This window comes from Paenarthrobacter sp. TA1.8 (assembly GCF_048595705.1).
In the GTDB taxonomy this organism is placed as follows: Bacteria; Actinomycetota; Actinomycetes; order Actinomycetales; family Micrococcaceae; genus Arthrobacter; species Arthrobacter nitroguajacolicus.
The window spans coordinates 2,562,307-2,582,888 of the sequence record NZ_CP184287.1; the positions used below are offsets into that span (position 1 = coordinate 2,562,307).

21 protein-coding genes and 1 pseudogene are annotated in these 20,582 nt (G+C 59.4%); 10 read left to right on the forward strand and 12 right to left on the reverse strand.

Features of this window, described 5'->3' with window-relative positions; all coding sequences use genetic code 11:
• Window positions 1-94: 94 nt before the first annotated feature.
• The 4 genes from era to ACNAOT_RS11820 are packed head-to-tail and all read right to left on the reverse strand — an operon-like array spanning window position 95 to window position 3,921.
• A complete protein-coding gene (gene era / locus ACNAOT_RS11805; RefSeq protein WP_017197589.1) occupies window positions 95-1,057 on the reverse strand; it encodes a GTPase Era in 963 nt (320 codons plus the stop codon).
• Window positions 1,041-2,372, reverse strand: a complete 1,332-nt coding sequence (locus tag ACNAOT_RS11810; RefSeq protein WP_011774914.1) for a hemolysin family protein — start codon at window positions 2,370-2,372, stop codon at window positions 1,041-1,043. The genes era and ACNAOT_RS11810 overlap by 17 nt, the downstream gene beginning before the upstream one ends.
• On the reverse strand, window positions 2,369-2,842 hold the full coding sequence (ybeY, locus tag ACNAOT_RS11815) for an rRNA maturation RNase YbeY (RefSeq protein ID WP_017197588.1): 474 nt from the start codon (window positions 2,840-2,842) through the stop codon (window positions 2,369-2,371). The genes ACNAOT_RS11810 and ybeY overlap by 4 nt, the downstream gene beginning before the upstream one ends.
• On the reverse strand, window positions 2,839-3,921 hold the full coding sequence (locus ACNAOT_RS11820; RefSeq protein WP_420178156.1) for a PhoH family protein: 1,083 nt from the start codon (window positions 3,919-3,921) through the stop codon (window positions 2,839-2,841). Before ACNAOT_RS11820 ends, ybeY begins: the two co-directional genes overlap by 4 nt.
• Window positions 3,922-4,346: 425 nt before the next feature.
• Here ACNAOT_RS11820 and ACNAOT_RS11825 point away from each other — a divergent pair, with 425 nt between their 5' ends.
• Window positions 4,347-5,219, forward strand: a complete 873-nt coding sequence (locus ACNAOT_RS11825) for a GerMN domain-containing protein (RefSeq protein ID WP_420181160.1) — start codon at window positions 4,347-4,349, stop codon at window positions 5,217-5,219.
• A 30-nt stretch (window positions 5,220-5,249) separates the two neighbouring features.
• Here the strand turns inward: ACNAOT_RS11825 and ACNAOT_RS11830 are convergent, their stop codons facing one another.
• The 3 genes from ACNAOT_RS11830 to hrcA are packed head-to-tail and all read right to left on the reverse strand — an operon-like array spanning window position 5,250 to window position 8,211.
• Window positions 5,250-6,023: a 16S rRNA (uracil(1498)-N(3))-methyltransferase gene (locus ACNAOT_RS11830; protein WP_091467737.1), complete on the reverse strand. Its 774-nt coding sequence runs from the start codon at window positions 6,021-6,023 to the stop codon at window positions 5,250-5,252.
• Between the two features lie 2 nt (window positions 6,024-6,025).
• On the reverse strand, window positions 6,026-7,153 hold the full coding sequence (gene dnaJ / locus ACNAOT_RS11835) for a molecular chaperone DnaJ (protein ID WP_178992658.1): 1,128 nt from the start codon (window positions 7,151-7,153) through the stop codon (window positions 6,026-6,028).
• A 50-nt stretch (window positions 7,154-7,203) separates the two neighbouring features.
• A complete protein-coding gene (gene hrcA, locus ACNAOT_RS11840; RefSeq protein ID WP_091467740.1) occupies window positions 7,204-8,211 on the reverse strand; it encodes a heat-inducible transcriptional repressor HrcA in 1,008 nt (335 codons plus the stop codon).
• A 192-nt stretch (window positions 8,212-8,403) separates the two neighbouring features.
• On the opposite strand from hrcA, the gene ACNAOT_RS11845 reads away from it, so the two are divergent.
• Entirely contained in the window at window positions 8,404-9,255 is an 852-nt protein-coding gene (locus ACNAOT_RS11845) for a DUF3097 domain-containing protein (RefSeq protein WP_420178157.1), read from the forward strand.
• Between the two features lie 122 nt (window positions 9,256-9,377).
• Window positions 9,378-9,791: a DUF4870 domain-containing protein gene (locus ACNAOT_RS11850; RefSeq protein WP_026005318.1), complete on the forward strand. Its 414-nt coding sequence runs from the start codon at window positions 9,378-9,380 to the stop codon at window positions 9,789-9,791.
• 32 nt (window positions 9,792-9,823) lie between these two features.
• Here ACNAOT_RS11850 and hemW read toward each other — a convergent pair whose 3' ends face one another.
• Window positions 9,824-11,053 (reverse strand): radical SAM family heme chaperone HemW, encoded by a 1,230-nt coding sequence (gene hemW, locus ACNAOT_RS11855; RefSeq protein ID WP_420178158.1) that lies wholly within the window; start codon window positions 11,051-11,053, stop codon window positions 9,824-9,826.
• The gene (gene lepA, locus ACNAOT_RS11860) at window positions 11,054-12,907 is read right to left on the reverse strand and encodes a translation elongation factor 4 (protein ID WP_026005317.1); all 1,854 of its coding nucleotides are present in this window, start codon (window positions 12,905-12,907) and stop codon (window positions 11,054-11,056) included.
• Between the two features lie 160 nt (window positions 12,908-13,067).
• Here lepA and ACNAOT_RS11865 point away from each other — a divergent pair, with 160 nt between their 5' ends.
• Both ACNAOT_RS11865 and rpsT read left to right on the forward strand, forming a co-directional pair.
• Entirely contained in the window at window positions 13,068-13,595 is a 528-nt protein-coding gene (locus tag ACNAOT_RS11865) for a type II toxin-antitoxin system PemK/MazF family toxin (protein WP_420178159.1), read from the forward strand.
• A 178-nt stretch (window positions 13,596-13,773) separates the two neighbouring features.
• Window positions 13,774-14,034 (forward strand): 30S ribosomal protein S20, encoded by a 261-nt coding sequence (gene rpsT, locus ACNAOT_RS11870; RefSeq protein WP_054808077.1) that lies wholly within the window; start codon window positions 13,774-13,776, stop codon window positions 14,032-14,034.
• 92 nt (window positions 14,035-14,126) lie between these two features.
• Here the strand turns inward: rpsT and holA are convergent, their stop codons facing one another.
• Together holA and ACNAOT_RS11880 are read right to left on the reverse strand one after the other, a co-directional pair.
• Window positions 14,127-15,143, reverse strand: coding sequence for a DNA polymerase III subunit delta (gene holA / locus ACNAOT_RS11875; protein ID WP_420178160.1), 1,017 nt, complete (start codon window positions 15,141-15,143; stop codon window positions 14,127-14,129).
• Between the two features lie 92 nt (window positions 15,144-15,235).
• Window positions 15,236-15,685, reverse strand: coding sequence for a hypothetical protein (locus ACNAOT_RS11880; protein WP_420178161.1), 450 nt, complete (start codon window positions 15,683-15,685; stop codon window positions 15,236-15,238).
• A gap of 197 nt (window positions 15,686-15,882) precedes the next feature.
• On the opposite strand from ACNAOT_RS11880, the gene ACNAOT_RS11885 reads away from it, so the two are divergent.
• The 5 genes from ACNAOT_RS11885 (at window position 15,883) to ACNAOT_RS11905 (ending at window position 19,474) form a co-directional block, all read left to right on the forward strand.
• A complete protein-coding gene (locus tag ACNAOT_RS11885; protein ID WP_054808075.1) occupies window positions 15,883-16,158 on the forward strand; it encodes a hypothetical protein in 276 nt (91 codons plus the stop codon).
• Between the two features lie 13 nt (window positions 16,159-16,171).
• A complete protein-coding gene (locus ACNAOT_RS11890; protein WP_420178162.1) occupies window positions 16,172-16,504 on the forward strand; it encodes a PadR family transcriptional regulator in 333 nt (110 codons plus the stop codon).
• Between the two features lie 224 nt (window positions 16,505-16,728).
• On the forward strand, window positions 16,729-17,169 hold the full coding sequence (locus tag ACNAOT_RS11895) for a hypothetical protein (RefSeq protein WP_420178163.1): 441 nt from the start codon (window positions 16,729-16,731) through the stop codon (window positions 17,167-17,169).
• An 838-nt stretch (window positions 17,170-18,007) separates the two neighbouring features.
• Window positions 18,008-18,649 (forward strand): matrixin family metalloprotease, encoded by a 642-nt coding sequence (locus tag ACNAOT_RS11900; protein ID WP_420178164.1) that lies wholly within the window; start codon window positions 18,008-18,010, stop codon window positions 18,647-18,649.
• Window positions 18,650-18,742: 93 nt separating this feature from the next.
• Complete coding sequence (locus ACNAOT_RS11905; protein ID WP_420178165.1) at window positions 18,743-19,474, forward strand: hypothetical protein; 732 nt, start codon at window positions 18,743-18,745, stop codon at window positions 19,472-19,474.
• Between the two features lie 104 nt (window positions 19,475-19,578).
• Here ACNAOT_RS11905 and ACNAOT_RS11910 read toward each other — a convergent pair.
• Window positions 19,579-20,364: pseudogene (locus ACNAOT_RS11910) on the reverse strand (penicillin-binding transpeptidase domain-containing protein).
• Between the last annotated feature and the right edge of the window lie 218 nt (window positions 20,365-20,582).

Genomic DNA, 20,582 nt, shown 5'->3' on the forward strand with positions numbered 1-20,582 from the left:
CTTTCATCAAACAGCTGGATCCCCGCAATCATAGTTGCCGTTTCTGGGAAGTTCCTTATCGCGCCCGAAGCCACGCCGGATCCAGTGGTGCCAATTAGAACCCGAGTTTGACCAGTTGCTTGGGATCGCGCTGCCAGTCTTTAGCTACTTTTACGTGGAGATCAAGGTAAATCCGGGTTCCGAGCAGCGTTTCAATCCCCTTGCGGGCGTTGGTTCCCACCTCGCGCAACCGGCTTCCGCCCTTGCCGATAATGATGGCCTTCTGCGAAGGCCGCTCGACATAAAGATTCACTCGAACATCCAACAGCGGGTTGTCCTCGGTCCGGCCTTCGCGGGGAACGATTTCCTCCACCACCACTGCCAGTGAGTGCGGAAGTTCATCACGGACTCCCTCGAGGGCCGCTTCGCGGATAAGCTCGGCGATCATGACGGCCTCGGGCTCGTCAGTCAGCTCGCCATCAGGATAAAGCGGCGGCGACGACGGCATGTGGCTGATCAGCACATCCGCCACTGTTGAGACCTGGAAACCATCGGCAGCAGAAACAGGCACAATGTCAGCCCAGCCCTGCTCACCAAGAACGTCGCGTCCCAATGCAGCGACTGCGAGCAGTTGCTCCGTCAACGCCTGACGGTCCACAAGGTCCGTTTTAGTCACCAGCGCCACGATCGGCTTGCGTCCGACGGCGGCCAGTTGGGCTGCGATGTATTTGTCGCCAGGGCCGATCTTTTCGTTCGCGGGAAGGCAGAAACCGATGGCATCGACTTCCGCCAGGGTGTCTGCCACCAGTTCGTTAAGACGCTTCCCCAGGAGGGTCCGTGGACGGTGAAGGCCCGGCGTGTCCACGAGGATAAGTTGCGCATCATCGCGGTGAACGATACCTCGAATGGTGTGCCGTGTAGTCTGCGGCTTGGCCGAGGTGATGGCAACCTTCTGGCCAACCAAGGCATTGGTCAGAGTCGACTTTCCCGCGTTGGGTCGGCCGACAAGCACCGAGAAGCCAGCGTGGAAGCCACCGAAATCGGCATCGGCATCGAATTTCTTATTTTGCTTGCTCACGTGGAACTCCCTGTTGCGTTGAGTCGGCGTCATCGAGTAGGTCTTCAAAGTCAGTGTCTTCCTTTGGCATGGCTGCCGCAATGATGTGGCTGACCCTGTTTCGGCGACCCTCCAGCCTATCTGCCCGAAGTGAAATACCATTCACTTCAACGGAGCTCCCAACAATGGGAACCTGACCAAGGGCTTTCGCGAGGAGGCCACCTACGGTATCCACTTCGTCGTCGTCTAGGTCGATATCGAACAACTCGCCCAGGTCATCGATGCTCATGCGGGCACTCACGCGGTACGTGCCATCGCCGAGGTCGACCGCCTCCTCGGCTGCGGCGTCGTATTCATCCACAATCTCGCCCACGATTTCCTCAATGAGGTCCTCAAGGGTGACCAGTCCAGCGGTGCCGCCGTACTCGTCGATCACGATCGCTACGTGTGTGGACTCCTTTTGGAGTTCCCTTAGGAGGTCGCTCACTGGCTTGGATTCCGGGACATAACGAACATCCCTTGCAAGTGAGTCAACGTCATGGGCTTGTAGTCCCGGTTCGCTGCGATGCATGGCTGCAGCCACGTCCTTGAGGTAAAGAATTCCACGGATCTGATCCGTGTTCTCACCGATGACCGGGATTCTTGAATAACCAGAACGCAGGAAAAGGCCCATTGCAGTTTCGAGGTCCGAGCCCGTACCGATGCTGACAATGTCCGTGCGGGGAACCATCACGGAACGCACCAAAGTGTCACCGAAGTCGAAGACTGAATGGATGAGTTCAGCCTCATTGTCTTCAATCATGTCCGACTCCGCGGCACGATCCACGAACTCACGGAACTCTTCTTCGCTGACGAACGCGTCGTCCCCGCTCGGGGCGCCAGGTGCAACTGCCTGCCCCAGGGCAACCAACCATCCGGGGATTGGTCCCAATATCCAGCACAGGAACCTGATCAGCGGAGCAGTGAAACGAACGACGGGTCCGGAGTGGGCCCTGCCCAACTGCCTGGGCGAGACACCCACAAGTACGAAGCCAATCACCGCCATGATGCCCGTAGCTGCGAGCCCGGCGAGCCATACGTTGTCCAGCAAACTGTGCAGGACCACGGCGACGGCAACTGCTGCCGCCATTTCGAACCACACGCGCCAAAAGCGCAGCGCCCGCATATGTGCGATCGGGTTCTTGAGAATGCCCCCCAGTGCTTTGCCCTTGCTGCGCACTATTGATTGTTCGGCCTCATGCCGGGGCAGGAAGTTGAACGCAGCCTCGGCTGCGGTCAGCAGTGCAACGAAGCTAAGGAAAACCAGCGCCATGCCGACCAGGATGATCGAGGTCACTGCATGGTCTCCATGGGGGCATCCTTGCCCAGGAATTCAGACAGCAGTTCCCGCTGCAAGCCGAACATCTCTTCCTTTTCCTCCGGCTCCGCATGGTCAAAACCAAGCAGGTGGAGGATGCCATGGGTGGTCAGGAGAAGCATCTCATCCTGCGTGGCATGCCCGGCGTTGCGCGCCTGCACCTCGGCAACCTGCGGGCAGATGGCGATATCACCCAGCATGCCCTGCGGCGTGGGCTTGTCCGGAGTGCCCGGCGTCAATTCGTCCATGGGTACGGACAACACGTCCGTAGCTCCGGGCTCGTCCATAAGTTCGATGTGAAGCTTTTCCATGGCCGGTTCATCGACAAGGAGAATGGACAGTTCGGCCTGGGGGTGGATGTACAGACGCTCAAAGATGAAGCGGGACAACGTCACCAGCTGCGCTTCGTCCACCGCTACACCGGACTCGTTGTTTACTTCAATGCTCATTTGCGTTCTCCACGTTGGTACTGTGCGCCAGTGGCGTCTGTGCGGTGTGCGTCGTCCCATGTGCTGTAGGCGGAGACGATGTCGGCAACCAAGCGGTGCCGCACGACGTCAGCAGCCTCCAGGATGGAGAAATTGACGTCGTCAATCCCCTTCAGGATCTCCCTGACGATCCGCAGGCCCGATGTTGAACCGGAAGGCAGGTCAATCTGGGTGACATCGCCCGTGACCACCATTTTCGATCCGAAACCGAGGCGGGTCAGGAACATTTTCATCTGCTCCGGAGTGGTGTTCTGCGCTTCGTCGAGGATGATGAAGGCGTCGTTCAGTGTCCGTCCTCGCATGTAGGCCAAAGGAGCGACCTCGATGGTCCCCGCAGCCATCAAACGCGGGATGGATTCAGGATCCATCATGTCGTGCAAAGCGTCATACAGCGGGCGAAGATAGGGGTCGATCTTGTCGCTCAGCGTGCCGGGGAGGAAGCCCAGCCTCTCCCCCGCTTCCACCGCGGGCCGGGTCAGGATGATGCGGCTGACTTCCTTCGTCTGCAGGGCCTGCACTGCTTTGGCCATTGCCAGGTAAGTCTTTCCAGTACCAGCCGGGCCAATCCCAAAAATCACGGTGTTGTCGTCAATGGCGTCAACATAGTTTTTCTGGTTCAGCGTCTTCGGCCGTATGGTCTTACCCCTGCTGGACAGGATGTTGTGCGTCAGGACATCCGCCGGATTCTGCACGGACTGCGTCCTCAGCAGGGACACGAGCTGCTGCAGGACGTCCGGAGTGACCACAGTCCCCTTCGCCACGAGCCCCCGGACTTCCTCCAAGAGCCGCATGATGCGTGGAATGACTGCGGAAGGCCCGGTCATGGAAAGTTCGTTGCCACGGACGTGGAAATTAACGTCCTGGAACTGTTCCTCGATGTATCGCAAGGCTTCGTCGTGGCTGCCCAACGAGTGAACCATCTGGTCGGAGTTGTCGAACGTGACAACTTCCGTGCGCGTACCCGGTAGTGTGTGCGGGAACTCGGTGGGCGGCTGGTTGCCGTTTCCGGTCCTGAGCCGCCCGTTCAAAGATTCACTCATAGTGCTGGCCTTAGGGCCTTTTCTCCTCCGGTTGGTCGTATTAACGCCATCGATTCGACATTCGTGGCCACTTAAAGGCGACCGCCCGGATGCCGGAATGTCTTCAATCCTACGCCAGCCCGGCCCGCGTTGAACCTCAACGGACGGCATCATCAGGGACCGGTTGTTACGTCAGACATATTGTCTCAACTCTGCATCAAGCCGGTATCAATCATGTTTCAGTTGGCGCCTGACAGCCCGAACCCGACCGACCGCCGTCGACGATGTGCCAAGCTGGCATAGCGGGTGGATCAGCACCCTGCGGTCCGGCCTGGTGGCTTCGGCCGCCAAGAGAGACACGCTAAGGCAGGAAGCCCATCACGAAGCCAGCAATCATCGGGAATGGCTCGCGCAGTCGGACGAGGTCCGTCATCGCCGTGCCAGCTATGTTTGCTGTCCTTTTGCTGACCGGTTGCATCGCCAACGGCGGCGGTAGCCAAGCAAGCGTTAGTTCGCCACCAGTCACCGTCCAGGACGCCCCTGCCAGCCACGCCCCGCTGGAGACCACGCAGGCTTCCACCAAAATCCCGGTGTACTGGATAGGACGCAGCAAGGAAGAGGTTTACCTCTACCGCGAGTTCAGAGACATTTCGAGCGACGAAAATCCTGTGACCACAGCACTGCGGATCATGATGGCCGAAAAACCCTTGGACCACGACTTCTTCACGCCGTGGCAGGACCCCGAGAGTCTTGCTACGTCCATCTCGGGCAAGAATGTGATCACCGTTGATATTTCGCGGGACGCCTTCAACTCAAACCTCGACGCCGGAATGGCGCATCGCGCCGTCCAGCAATTGGTCTACACGGCTACAGCGGCAGCTTCGTCCTCCGGACTCATAAACTCAGGCCAGCAAATCCAGGTTGTCATTTTGGTTGATGGACATAAGGACTACATGGCGTTCGGGCAGGTACAGCTCGGCCAACCCATGGAACGGAATGCCTCCCTGGTTGCGCCGCTCTGGATTATCGATCCGCAGGAAGAAACGTCCTTGCCGGCGGGCGTCGTCAAGTTCAACGGCCGCAGCACCGACAGCTCCAGGCCCGTCAGCTGGCAGATCCTCCAAGAGAACGGCAAGGGCGAAAAGACCGGCCTGCTCACCGGTCAAACCAAGGCGACCGGTGAACCTGGTCAATACGGACTTTTTACCTTCACCGCCACGTTGAAGACCGGAAAGTATGAGTTGCGGGTTTCACAAGTCGATGAAGCCGGCGCCATCATCGAAACGAGCACCGATACCCGCCTGTTCAACGTCGGATAGCGTGCGGGGCTGGATAGCCTGCGGGGCTGGTTACCAGCGGCCCAGAACGTCACTGGCAAGAACGACGGCGGCGGGTCCCGCCGTCGACGACCGCAAGACATGATGACCCAACAGGGCCGTTACGGCGCCTGCGTCGCTGAGCCGTGTTACTTCACGCGGTGAGATTCCGCCCTCCGGTCCAACGATCAAAAGAACCTCCCGCGGTGACCCCGCAGCGTCACTGAGCAACGCAGCCGACTCTTCGAGGACAGTCCGCAAGGGATTCTTGGCGTCTTCATGCAGGATGATGGCCAAGTCAGCGGCCTCGACCGCCTTCGCCAAATTAGCGGTATCCACGATGGACCGGACCTCAGGAATCCAGGCTCGCCGCGCCTGCTTGGCGGCCGCAGTGACCACCGACTGCCACTTCGCGTGGGCTTTGGCAGCCCTTTCGCCCTTCCAACGCACGATTGCGCGCTCAGACTGCCATGGAATGACAGCATCAATTCCTAGTTCCGTGGCGGTCTCGATGGCAAGTTCATCGCGGTCACCTTTAGCCAGGGCCTGAACCAGCACCAACCGGACCTCCGGCTGCTCCTCGAAAAGCACCTCAGACGCCTTCACGGTCAAACTGCTGGATCCGGCGTCCACCACCGTGCCTATCAGCCGCGCACCTGAACCGTCCGCTATATCAACGGGCTCGCCCGCGGCCAGGCGTTTGACCGTTACAGCATGCCGGGCCTCGGGACCCTCGAGCACGAATGTGGAACCGGGGATCACCTGGCCGAGGCTGCCCGCGGCTGTGAAGAAAACGGGGTTGCTCACCGCTACAGGTTACCGAGCTTGTCCCGCAGCTTCGCGAACATGCCCCCGCTTGCCACAAGCTTTCCTTCGGTGAACTGCTCATTGCGCAGCTTGGCGAGCTGCTGCAAGAGTTCTTCCTGGGCGGGGTCGAGCTTGCTTGGCGTCTCTACGTGCAGGTGAACCTTGAGGTCGCCTCGTCCGTAACCACGGAGGTGCGTGACGCCCAGGCCGCGGAGGGTAATGATTTCGCCCGACTGCGTGCCGGCCTTCACGTCGATATCCTGTGCGCCGTCGAAGGTGTCCAGCTGCAGCTCGGTGCCAAGTGCCGCCGCCGTCATGGGGACGCTCAGTGTGGCATGAAGGTCGTCGCCTTCACGCATGAACATGGAATCGTTGTTGACCCGGATTTCTACATAGAGATCACCGGCAGGACCACCTGCGGGACCTGCTTCGCCCTGCCCGGACAACTGGATGCGCGTACCGGTTGCGACGCCTGCCGGTACCTTGATGGTGAGGGAACGGCGGCTGCGGATTCGGCCCTGTCCGTTGCACTCGTTGCAGGGGTCCTTGATGACCGTGCCGAAGCCTTCGCAGGAACCACAAGGCGCGGTGGTCATGACCTGACCGAGAATGGATCGGACAGCCCGCTGTACCTGGCCGCTGCCACCGCAAATGTCGCAGCGTTCCGGGTGGGTGCCCGGGCGGCAGCAGCTGCCGTCACAGGTGGGGCAAACCACGGCAGTGTCCACTTCAAGCTTCTTGTTGACGCCGAACACGGCGTCCTTCAGGTCGATGCGGACGCTGATTAGTGCGTCCTGGCCGCGACGGACACGCGAGGCTGGTCCACCGTGGCCGCCACCGCCACCAAAGAAGGTGTCGAAGATGTCCTGGAACGCGAAACCCTGGCCGGAGTAGCCGCCACCGAAACCGTTGTCGGTGCCGTTCTCATTGCCGGTGGCATCGTAGACCCGGCGCTTCTGGGGGTCGGACAACACTTCGTAAGCGTGGGTCACGGCCTTGAACTGTTCCGCGACATCTTCACCGGGGTTTACGTCGGGGTGCAGTTTCCGCGCCAACTTGCGGTACGCCTTTTTGATCTCTTCCCCGGTGGCTTCCGGCGAGACTCCCAAAACGTCATAGTGGCTGCTCAAAGTCGGTATCTCTTCCTTGTTGTACTGCGGATGTTTCCTCGGACCGGTTTTCAGCCGCCGAGAATGCGGGAAAGGTAACGGGCCACGGCGCGTACGGCTGCCATGGTGGTGGGGTAGTCCATGCGTGTCGGACCGAGAATCCCCACCTTGGCCCCGGAGCCATAGCCGGTAGCCACGACGGACGCCTCAGCCAAGCCGTCGTACGGATTTTCGCGTCCAATGCTCACGGTGACGCCACGGGGATCATCCCCCATGTCAGACAACAACCGAAGCATGACAACTTGTTCCTCGAGTGCCTCCAGCACGGGACCGATGCTCAATGGGAAATCCACATTGGAGCGGGCCAGGTTGGCCGTTCCTGCCATCAGGATGCGCTCTTCGCGGCTGGTGTCACTGAGTGATTGCAGCCCCTGAGCCAACGTCTGCGCCAAGCTGCGGAGTTCCGGCGGACACAGGGCGACTACCGATGGCAGCACCTGCGGCAAAAGAGCCATCTGGGTGGCTGCGATGCTGCCGAGGAAGCGGGACCTCAGGAGCATCAGCGCCTCGTTGCTCACGTCAGAGCCGGCGTCGATGACCTTCTGCCCAACGCTGCCCGTATCCGCAATGAGGACCACAAGCACCTGCTTTGGGGCCAACAGGACGAATTCCACGTGCCGGACCAGCGCGCGATTGGAATGGGGATACTGCACCACGGCCACCTGGTTGGTCAGCTGCGACAGAAGCCTTACAGTGCGCTCCAGGATGTCATCAACATCATCCGGGCCCTCAAGCAACGAGTGGATAGCCCTGCGCTCGGCGGCCGAAAGCGGCTTGACCTGGGAAATGCGGTCAACGAATAAGCGGTAACCCTTGTCCGTTGGGATTCGGCCTGCGCTGGTATGGGGCGCCGCGATGAGGCCTTCCTCTTCCAAGACAGCCATGTCGTTCCTGATGGTGGCACTGGAAACGCCAAGATGGTGCCGTTCCACGAGGGCCTTCGACCCAACAGGTTCCCTGGAATGCACGTAATCCTCAACGATGGCACGCAGCACCTCAAGCTTGCGCGGCTCACTCATTGCTCCACCTCCTGACGACTGCCTTGGTCCCTACGACCGGTCAACGCGGGATCTCAATCGGACCACCACACTTAGCACTCAACATGCCCAAGTGCTAACAAGTCTAGTATGAGCCACCCCGTTGCTAGCATTGAAACCTCGCGCGGCCGCCTTCGGCCCGCGCCAAAAACCAGCACAAAAGGTAGGAATCCCTTGGCTTTCGACAATTGGGGCCCGCAGGATCTGTCCGCTCCTGGCAAAAAACAGCTGCCGGAAGTGGCCGTGCAGCGGGGAATGGTCCTCGAAGACGTGCAGTCGGGCTGGGTGGGCGAAGTCACCCGTGTTGAGAAATCAGGAGGAATGCACGTTGTCTCCCTTGAAGACAGGCGCGGAAAGACCAAGTCGTTCCAGTTGGGATTCGGGTTCCTACTGGAAGGGCAGGCAATCCGGCTGATGCCTCCTGCTGCCCGCTCTGCCGCGTCCGCCGCTCCTTCCACCCGGACAGCGTCCGGATCCGTGAGGGTACAGGGCCAACGTGCCCAGGTGGCCAAGGCGAGCCGCGTCTGGGTGGAAGGAAAGCACGACGCCGAGCTCGTCGAGAAGGTCTGGGGTGACGATCTCCGCGTGGAAGGCATCGTCGTGGAGCCACTGCATGGCGTTGACGACCTGAAGTCGGCCATCGCTGCCTTCAACCCCGGGCCGGGTCGCCGCCTTGGCATCTTGGTGGACCACCTTGTCCCCGGGTCCAAAGAGTCGCGCATCGCAGCCGAGGCAATGACGGTGCCCGGAGCGGCAGGAAACGTTTTGATTGTCGGCCACCCCTACGTGGACGTCTGGCAGGCCATCCGGCCAAAGGTCCTGGGCATCGAGGCTTGGCCTGCCGTACCCCGGGGGATCGATTGGAAGACAGGAATCCTCACGGCCTTCGGCTGGCCCCACGAGACCGCGGAGGACATAGGCTTGGGCTGGCAGCGGCTACTCGGGGCAGTTCGCACCTATGCCGACCTTGAAGCATCTCTCCTGGGCCGCGTTGAAGAAGTCATCGATTTCCTGACGGTTCCTTGAGCCACGGTCCATGAGCTATCAGCAACTACCGTGTCAACGGGGCGTTGGTCCCGGGAAGTACCTTGGGGCCGGTATTCTGGGACAGCAATACCGCAGCATCTTTACAGCAAAGGGAAGACACCGTGGCAGATAACGCTCCTGAAGAACCGGGCAGCGCCGCAGGCCGGCCCCAGTACCATGGCGCGCCTGCCAACGCACTCCCGTTGACGGCCAGCGAGGACAGGCAGTGGGCTACCTTGGCCCACTTTGGCGGCATCCTGGGATGCCTGCCATCCCTTCTGATCTACTTGATTTTCCGCGATCGCGGGCCGTTCACCGCGCAGGAATCCAAAGAGGCGCTGAACTTCACGTTGCCTCCCACCATCGCCGCAGTGCTGGCCAACATTCTGGTGCTGCTGCCGGTAGTGGGCAACATCTTCGCCGTGATTGCCACCGCTATCTGGGTGGCCCTCACGTGCTTCTCCGTCTCGGCGGGAATCCGCGTAAACCACGGGCAACCCCACCGTTACAAGGTCAACCTGCGCTGGATTAAGTAGCCCCCGCTTGCCCTTTCGGGCGGGCACTGCGATTAGTCCGGAAGAATCCTGCGGACCACGGCGTCGGCCAACAGCCGCCCCTTCAGCGTAAGCACAAGTCGGCCCTTGAACGCTTGGACGGGGTCCACCAGCTCGTCAGCAATCAGCCCGGCCATCGCATGGCGCCCGATTGCGTCCAAGGCATCCACGGACAGCCCCGTTCCGAGCCGCGCTTCGAGCATGATGCGCTCAACCTCACGGGTTTCGGCGTCGAGAGTTTCCCGGCCGGCAGCTGGCGAGCTTCCTGCAGCCAGCCGTCCCGCATAGGCAGTGGGGTGCTTGACGTTCCACCACCGGACACCTCCCACGTGGGAGTGCGCTCCGGGTCCGATGCCCCACCAGTCATCCCCGCGCCAGTAGGCAAGATTGTGCCGGCAGGCCTGTTCCGGCGTTCGGGACCAATTGCTGACCTCGTACCAGTTCAGGCCCGCCTGGGAGATCATTTTGTCTGCCAGCTCGTATTTAGCGGCGTGGTCGTCGTCATCGATTCCGGGGACTTCGCCGCGACGGATCTGGGCGGCAAGTTTCGTGCCGTCTTCGACGATCAATGCGTAGGCGCTGATGTGATCAGGCCGGTACGAGAGTGCAGTTTCGAGTGACAGCTGCCAGTCCGCCATGGATTCGCCGGGCGTGCCGTAGATGAGGTCCAGGCTCACTGCAAGGCCGGCTTCACGTGCCCACTGCACCACTAGTGGCACGCGGCTTGGCGTATGGGTGCGGTCCAGTACTTTCAGAACGTGTGGGACTGCGGATTGCATGCCGAACGAGACCCGGGTGAATCCGGCGTCAGCCAGCACCTTCAGGGATTCAGGCGTCACCGAATCGGGATTGGCCTCCGTTGTCACCTCGGCCCCCGGCTCCAAGCCCCACTGGTCGACGGCGGCGCGCAGGATCCGCGCCAGGTCTTCCGCCGGGAGGAGCGTGGGAGTACCACCACCAAAGAAAACAGTGCTGAGGGGACGCCGAGGCAGACCGGAAGCGTCCAAGGCCAACGCGGCGAAGTCGAGCTCAGATACCGCCGTAGTAGCGTAGGCATCCTGCGAGGCGCCACCGCCAAGCTCGGTGGCCGTATAGGTATTGAAGTCACAGTAGCCGCAGCGAACGGCGCAAAACGGGATATGGACGTAGAGCCCGAAATTACGGTGCTCGACGCCGGCCAACACCTGCGGAGGCAAAATGCCATCCGCAGGTGCAGGGTCGCCCAGAGGTAGGACGCTGGGCATTTACTTCTTGGCCTTGTCCTTGGACTCGTCAGTGGTCAGGGCAGCGATGAATGCCTCTTGAGGCACCTCCACGCGGCCCACCATCTTCATGCGCTTCTTGCCTTCCTTCTGCTTTTCCAGAAGTTTGCGCTTACGGGTGATGTCACCGCCGTAGCACTTGGCAAGAACGTCCTTGCGGATGGCCCGGATGCTTTCGCGGGCAATGATGCGTGATCCGATGGCGGCCTGAATGGGCACCTCGAACTGCTGCCTGGGAATAAGCTCACGGAGCTTCCCCGTCATCATCACACCGTAGGCGTAGGCCTTGTCGCGGTGGGTGATGGCGCTGAATGCGTCCACTTGTTCACCTTGGAGCAGGATGTCCACCTTGACGAGGTCGGCCACCTGCTCGCCGTCGGCCTTCCAGTCCAGGGAGGCGTAGCCGCGCGTCTTGGACTTCAGGAGGTCGAAGAAATCGAACACGATTTCGGCCAGCGGGATCCAGTAGCGGAGCTCCACGCGATCCTCGGACAAGTAGTCCATGCCGCGCATTTGGCCGCGGCGGCTTTGGCAGAGTTCCATGATGGAACCAACAAACTCGTTGGGTGCCAGGATGGTGGCGGACACCATGGGTTCGCGGACCTCGGAGATCTTGCCCGTGGGGTACTCGCTGGGGTTGGTGACGTGGATGACCTTCTTGTCCTCCAGTGTCACCTCGTACTCCACGTTGGGAGCCGTGGAGATAAGGTCCAGGTTGTATTCACGCTCGAGGCGTTCACGCGTGATCTCGAGGTGAAGCAACCCAAGGAACCCAACACGGAAACCGAAGCCCAACGCTGCAGACGTCTCGGGCTCGTAAACCAGCGCGGCGTCGTTGAGCATCAGCTTTTCGAGGGCGTCGCGGAGTACCGGGTAATCCGTTCCGTCCAGCGGGTAGAGACCCGAGAAGACCATAGGCTTGGCGTCGGCGTAACCGCTGAGCGACTCCGATGCCGGCTTGGCCAGGTTGGTGACGGTATCGCCGACCTTGGACTGGCGGACGTCCTTCACACCGGTGATCAGGTATCCCACCTCACCGACGCCCAAGCCCTTGGACGGTGTGGGCTCCGGGGAGCTGACACCAATTTCCAGGAGCTCGTGCGTGGCACGGGTGGACATCATCTGGATGCGTTCCCGGGGGTGGAGCATGCCGTCAACCACACGGACATAGGTGACCACGCCGCGGTAGGTGTCATAGACGGAGTCGAAGATCATGGCGCGGGCCGGAGCATTGGGATCGCCCACGGGCGCAGGGAGGTCGCGGACAATCTTGTCCAGCAGGGCTTCTACGCCTACGCCGGTCTTACCTGAAACCTTGAGCACATCATCCGGGTCGCCACCAATCAGGTTGGCAAGCTCAGCCGCGTACTTCTCGGGCTGCGCGGCCGGGAGATCGATCTTGTTCAAGACAGGAATGATGGTGAGGTTGTTTTCCATCGCCAAGTACAGGTTGGCGAGGGTCTGGGCCTCGATGCCTTGGGCAGCATCCACCAGCAGCACTGCACCTTCACAGGCCGCCAGGGAACGGGACACCTCATAGGTAAAGTCGACGTGGCCGGGAGTATCGATCATATTCAGGGCGTAGCTGTTGCCATCGAGTTCCCACGGCATACGAACAGCCTGGGATTTGATGGTGATGCCGCGCTCACGTTCGATATCCATACGGTCCAGATACTGGGCCTTCATGTCGCGTTGCTTAACGACGCCGGTGTACTGCAGCATGCGGTCGGCCAGGGTGGATTTACCGTGGTCGATGTGGGCAATGATGCAGAAGTTCCGGATGATGGCCGGATCTGTTGCGGCGGGCACCGGTGCGGTGCGGGCCATGGGAGACACGCAGGATCCTTACTGTCGACACTCGCGCGGTAATTCCCCGTCACTGGGCATAGGCCAGCCGGAACACGCCGCGCATCTGATCCTCTAGTCTCCCATGAACCGGCGCTTCGCCGTACATTGTGTGCCGGGCATCAGCAGGAGCCAGCTGTAGCGTTGTCACATGGCTTTCGACTTGCGCCCTCTGGGCAAACTCATCCTGCGGTCCCTCAAGTCGTTGGGAGGCACCAGCACCAAGACGGCCACCCCTGCACGCGCCCGAAGGACGCAGTCCCGGCGATCCGACGTCGAACATCAGCCAGGCCCCTATCCCGGCGACTTCCGCGGTTCAGTTAAGGTCAACTACTCCCCCAAGCCCGATGGCCAACCGGACCCTGGCGAGATTGTGTGGAGCTGGGTTCCCTATGAAGAGGACCACACGAAAGGCAAAGACCGCCCCGTACTTCTTGTTGGTCGGGACCGCGAGTGGCTGTTGGGTCTCATGCTGACGTCCAAGGACCACGACAACGACGCGCGGGCGGGCGAGTATGTCGATATCGGAACCGGCGCCTGGGATCGGCAAGGCAGGCCCAGTGAAATCAACGTGGGTCGCGTCATCCGGCTGAATCCTAACGCGATCCGGCGGGAAGGCGCTGTTCTGGGAAAGTCGCAGTTCCACGAGGTTGCCCGGGCGCTACAAGCCCGGAACTAGCCAGCCTATGCGCCAGGTTCTGCGTGACCCCTGAGTTTCTGCTATCCTTTATAGCTGTGTGTCCGTGCAGGTCGACGGCCATACATGGTTGGCTGCCATAGGCATCCCCACGCCGCTCAGTCGATGGCCAACCTGAAAACCCTCTAGACCATTTCCGCATTAAAAAGAGAGTTCATACGTGGCTAATATCAAGTCCCAGAAGAAGCGCATCCTCACCAACGAGAAGGCTCGCCTGCGTAACAACGCCGTCAAGTCTGAGCTGAAGACGGCCATCCGCGCCGTCACCACCGCCGTTGAGTCTGCCGACAAGGATGCTGCTGGAACTGCACTTGTTGCTGCCAGCCGCAAGCTGGACAAGGCTGTCAGCAAGGGCGTTATTCACAAGAACAACGCTGCAAACCGCAAGTCGGCGATCTCCAAGAAGGTCAACGCACTCTAAGGTTTTCCAGTTCGACTGAGCTGATCAAAAGGCCGGCGCCCATTGGGTGCCGGCCTTTGGGTTTAACCGGAAGCCGCGGTGAACGCTTCAGGTCAGCGGCGGCTGGCCGACGTGGCAATAACCGTGACCGCGTGCTCCACCGCATAGACAGGGTCACGCGATTCACCCTTCACCTGGGCATCCGCCTCGGCGATGACTTGGATAGAGCGAATCAGGCCATCAGGCGTCCAGCGGCGGACATCGCGTTGGGCCTGCTCTACGAGCCAGGGCTGCATTCCCAAGTTCTTGGCGATGGTGGCCGGCGAACCATTGGCTCCCGCAACTTTTGCCAGGGTGCGCAGCTTGGCCGCCAGTGCCGCAACCAAAGGAACGGGATCCACGCCGGTGGCCAAGGCGTGCCTCAGAGTGGACAATGCCACCGGTCCGTTGCCGGCCATGGCAGCATCGGCCACTTTGAACGCCGTAGCTTCCACTCGGCCACCGTAGTAACGCTCCACGGTTTCGGCTGTTACAGCTGTGGTGGCGTCGGCAATCAACTGGCTGCATGCCGCCGCGAGCTCCGAGAGATTGGCACCCACGGCATTCACCAAAGCCTGGACGGCTTCGCCTTCAATGCGGCGTCCCGCAGCCCTGAACTCGGAGACGACAAACGCCGTCTTGTCCGAGTCCTTCTTCAGGGGCTGGCAATCAATGACTGGCCAGCCGGCAGACTTCACGGCGTCGAGCAGCTTCTTGCCACGTACTCCCCCGGCATGGCGCAGGACAAGGACAACGTCCTGGTCCGGATGCTGGAGATAGGCCAACCCGTCTGCCAGGAAGGCGTCATTCATAGCCTCGAGGCCCTCGACCTCAATGAGTTTGCCCTCGCCAAAGAGCGACGGGGTGACGGTCATCGCCAAAGACCCGGCCTCGTAGGCGCCGGCGTTCAGCCGGCTGAGCTCAACGTCCGGAGTGCTGGTTCGAACTTGGGTACGAATCCCATCCGTGGCGCGAATTCCGAGGTACTCCTCCGGGCCCATGATCAGGACCACGGCGGCCGGCGCGGCGTCACGCCAGCTGACAGTGTTGGCCGCGACGCTCTTGGCCCGGGTGTTTTGGGCAGCAGCCACTGGTAGTTCCTTCCGGACGTTTATTTTGCCGGCTTCAAGTCTGCCATGTTTGGTGACCGTACTGCGTTTAGTGATTGTGCTGCCGCCTCGAGCTAAGTGCCGACGACGGCGTACTCGCCTTTCAGTTTGTCGGCCAGGCCTTGGAGGTCCGTTGTTGACGACTGGCCGCCCGCGATTCTGCTGAGATCGACAACCATCCAGTTGGCACCGCGAACCAGGGGGATTTTGCCCTGACTTGAGTCAGCCCACGTTTGATAGCTTTCATCCAGGGCGCCCTGATTCGGATACAGGTCTATCTGCACATTCTCTGAACAGACTCTCTGCGCGGAAGCGAGTCGGCCGCCATCGCCCATAGGAACAACCGGGTTGCCAATGGCTTCAGAATCGCATCCCAGGATCTCATCGACGGCAGCGTACGCCTCATCCATGGAGCTGAAAGACTGCAGTTCATTGCTGGCCGCTTGCTGCCCCGCGCATCCCGCGAGCGAGGCCCCGAGAAGAGAGATCGCTATTGCGATGCCGGCCGGATGTCTACGCTTCATCACTTTCCCCCAAGGCTAATGATCCATACCTGCTCGGACTCCGGGAAGCCCAATCATTGCCACCGTAGAACCATCTCCATTCCCACGGCGCATGCGGCGGATCACAAGAGCATAACCTTCTCCCCGACTGGCGCCACAGGATGAACCTGCTCCGTACTTACTTCTGACTCATAAATCAGAATCCACAGGAGCGAAAGATGGCCTTCCGATTTGCCAGCACCCAGTTACTGCGCGTTCAAGCGGTTGATGACATCGGCGATATCAGCTCAACCGAAATCCACATTGCCTTGATGTGCTTGATTGTCCTGGCGACTGCTCTGGCGACCTTCCTCGTCGTCTGCGTCTTCCTGCTGACAGTACCGCTGGCAACACTGGTGTTCCGTAAGAAAATCGCGGCGCTAACCATTGGGCCGGAATCCACCTCGCCCGGCAGCCCGCCAACAAACGTCGACTTGACTTCTAAATCTATATAGCTAGATTAGGCGCATGGAGAACTTGGGACGGATCACCCCGGCCACTGCACTTGTCCTCGAAGCGCTGTTGTCGGCAGAGAGCGTGTGGGGGCTGCAGATCGTCAAAGACACGGGCAAAAAGCCCGGTACGGTTTATCCCATCCTGGAGCGCCTCGAAGCCGCTGGCTGGGTGCAAGGGGAATGGGAAACTTCGTTAGAACGCAAAGGACCACGACGGCGTTACTACCGTCTCCTTGCCGACGCCCGTCCACTGGCGCAGGAGTTTGTGAGAGCGCAAAAATCACGGACTTCCTCTGCTACGCCCCCGTCGCCCGCTTTCGGCGATAGTGCATGGAGCGCTGCATGAAGCCAAAAGAGGCAGTCCTTGCTGTATGTCTCGCCTTGACGCCTGCACGGCTTCGGCGAATCCGGGAAGAACAGTGGAAAGCTGACCTACTGGACGGTCCAGGAATGGGCATATCTCCTGCCACTTTGCTGTTTGGCGCTGCATGCTCATCAGTGACGTCGAGGTTTTACGACCTCAAACATCGCGGCGGGATGATCCTGTCGCACATTACCAAGGGGGAAAACATGAAGCTCGTAATAGGTGCTTTGGGCACGGCAGTGGTGCTGGCTGGTGCAGTCGCGGTAAGCGTCCAGGCTAACGCCACAACGCCGCAGAATGACGCCTTTTCATTCAAGGGACCGGTGGCAGACCGACCCATTGGCGGCTATGAAGGATGGTGGAACTCATCGCACTTGGACGGAACCCCTGCAGGCCCGGAGGAGACCGTGGCCGTAAACACGAACACCGGAAAGATCGTCGATTACTCCAACTGGGCGAAGAACGCGGCCGGACAAGTGCTGACGGCCGGAGATGCCACCTACAACGTCGTCCCGGATCCGACTTGGCCAGCCAGCTCGATCGTCATCATTGACACATCCACAGGGAAGGTCATTGAGGACTTCCCCGTGGACGAAAAGGGTCGGGTCATCTACACACGCGAAGACGGCTCGAAATTCATCGGATGACCTTCTGACCAATAGCGTGACGGCAGAGATAGCGCACACGTTGGGCGGGCCTCGCATGCGACTTATGACCGCGAAAATCATCGAGGTAGCATCGCCACAAAGAAATGCAGGCCTTCGCCGATCCAAGGCCTGCATTTCACTACTACCTCCGCACTAGACCTCAGCTAGAGATTCACCACACCCGTGGCGGTAACATTCAAGCCCAAGAATTAGCAATGTTTCTCCGGAGCCAGATCTGGGTGAGCAGCGCTAACGGGGATCTGCTCTACGACATTAGAGCAGCAGCCATGGGCTCCGCCTCGCTGAGTCCACGGACCTCGCCCATCGCAGCACAGCACGATCGCCATACCAATTGGACCAAGTGCCCTTCGCTGACTGCCCCTCTCCATCAACCCTGCCGGGTCAGCGCCCTTCAGACGCGCATTGCGACTGAAGATCCCTCACAGACACCTACAGGAGATTCGTGACGCCAAAACTCATATATTTCTCCAAGAAATTCCAAAAAGTCATAAACTCCGGTATTTAAAGCGAGTTGCAAGCAATACCTAGAAAACATTTATGCAAATGCTGACAACAGCGCCCGCCTCCTATACTCTGCACAAACGGACTGAAGTTGCATTTTCGGCTAAGCAATCGACCGATGAGTTCCGAAGCTCGTAACTTCGGTTTTGCGCGAGGGATGACCCTCGTGTGCACAGTAGAACAATGACGTTCAAAATGTCATGAGGGGGACAACGTGATTGAAACTCGCATATCGAATGGCAGGCAAATTTCCCGGACTCATTCTGGGCGACCTCACCGGATCACGGACACTGCCGATCCAAACACGACCGCGGACATGGACGTGGATGCCCATGCAATGGGCAGACGTAAGCCCACGATGCTGTTTGAGAGAGCTCGAAGACCGTTACTGGCAGTTTTGCTGGCAATGATCATGGTCATACTGCCGGCCACAAGTGCCCAGGCAGCAACACCTACTTTCGGCTACCGCTATCAAAATGGCGTCGGTAACATCACAGCATGGCTTAATTACTCATCCGGAGTTGGTGACTGGGAACATCTCATCACCGGTGCAGCAAATAACTGGATGTACCCCGGCTGGGATAACCCAATTTACGTCAGCTTTGTTGGTAGTAACGTGGGCTCTACGATGGACTTCCATCAACATAATGATGCCTACTTCGGCGGGGGCATGAACACCTTGGCCCATACCTCGTTTTTCTCCGCGACTGGCGGCGCAATAAATCCAGCGTCATCAAACTGGACGTACGCAGAAGTGCACATAAACAACTCCGTCTACAGCTCGGCAAGTGTCAGCAACGACGCTGCCCTCGGAACCACTATTCACGAGATGGGCCACGCATTCGGGCTTGCTCATTACAACACCAATCGCTACAGCATCATGTGCCAGACAGGCTCCGGACGGATCATGCAACGAGTGGCGGGAGTGGATAACGATGCGATCAACTACATGTACTGATCTTGTGCTACCTCCGCGACTCCGCAACGACTCGACGAGGGTCAGGTTCTCACTCCCTATCAATCTCAAAACACAAGGAGGCGTGTCTACATCATGCACAAGTTGAAAACGCCCATGGTGATCGCCGCAGTGCTGCTGCTGGGCGGTTTGTCAGCTTGCGCCTCCGGAACGACCGACGCCGGCGGTTCAGGGCCTAATCAGTCAGCCAAGCAGACGGCTCTGCAAGGCTCCAACAATGCCTATGCCAAAATCCCAGCCGATCAGATTGAAACGGCCGGCACGGATCTTGATTTTATTTGGGAACCAAAGGATCCCTTCTACGGATTCAACAAATCTCCCATTGTTGCGCGTGTCCACATCGAATCTATCGACGGTGGACGCTCATTCAGCCCCGTTGCCAATCAATATGTCTTCCCTCAGACCGTCGGAAAAATGACTGTCCGAGAGGTCTACAAAGGTGACATTGAGACAGGCACGCAATTGAACTATTCGCGGGTTGGTGGCACGGTGACCTATGACGAATACTGGAACAGCCTCAACAAAGCGCAGCAGGAAAAGATCCTAAGACTGAACGGCGGTTCGAAACCTACGGATGCGAAATTCATCAAGGCGACGATCACCGACGACGTGGACATTGAGACAGATAAGGAGTATATCGTCTTGCTGATCCCCCAAACGGTTCAAGAGGGAGCCTTGAAGGAGTACTCAATCACTGGCTACCAGCACGGACTAAGAGAAGTAAAAGGGGTCGGCACTGAAGCAACCGTACTCAACAATGACACAAAAACATGGGAGCGCCTTGACAGTTTCGTGAAGCTTCCCTAGCCACCACGATTCTCAATAATGAGGCCAATTGACGATGCCCCTCAGACTCTCCAAGCCTGAGGGGCATCTCTTTGACTCAACGACCCTTCGAGCAACCAATTTTTTTAGTATTTCTGAGCCAGGCTCACAGACGGCGTAGTCGACGCAGGCACCTGATAGCGGGACAGCACCTGGGCCATGACGTCGTTGAACACACCGGCCTGGGTGATGCCGTGGATATTGCCCTTCGGGCGCTGAACGTTGACCAGCACTAGGTACTCCGGATCTTCCATGGGCGCCATGCCAACGAATGAGGCCGTGTACCCATCGAAGCCTGCTCCGTTGTCGGCAACGGCTTCAGCCGTTCCCGTCTTGCCACCTATGCAGCATCCGGGAACTTTCACATCCTTGGCACCGCCGGTGGTAACGCCACTTTCAAGAATGTCGCGCACTTTCGGGGCTGTATCCGGGCTGATCACTTTCGTGCCTACCCCCACCTCCGAAACCTGCTCGACGCCGTCCTCATTCACCGTGGACTCAACCAGCTGGGGTTTCAGCCGCACACCTTCATTGGCCATTGCCTGAAACGCCATGGCTGTTTGCAGCGGTGTCTGCGACACCCCCTGTCCGAACAACACAGAGAACTCCTGCCGGGAGTCCTACTCTTCCGGTTGGACCAGCAAACCAGCAGATTCGCCAGGCAACTGAATACCGGTCTTCTGGCCGATACCGAACTTCAGTAGGTACTCGTAGCGCTGCTCACGAGTGAGCTTCTCCCCCACCATGACTGTGCCGGTGTTCATGGAATCACCAATGATGCCCGCAAATGTCCGCTGTTGCTCCCCATGCACAAAGGAATCCTGGAACATCTGCCCATTGACGCTTCGGGGCAACGTCGAAATCCTTTGCATCAAAAGCGATGTCGTTTCCTTCGGCGCATGCCACCAAAGCCATCCACCAGGGGCGGATCTGCGTCACCAGCTACGCTCAACGGCAGCGGCTTTCTTTGCGGACAGAGTGCCTTCCAGCAACCAATCCTTATGAGAAAAGCCTCGGTGCATGACGAGCAATGGTGAAAAGCAGGACGCCCCAGTGCCTGAATTATCGGAGAGATTGATGAAAACCTTGT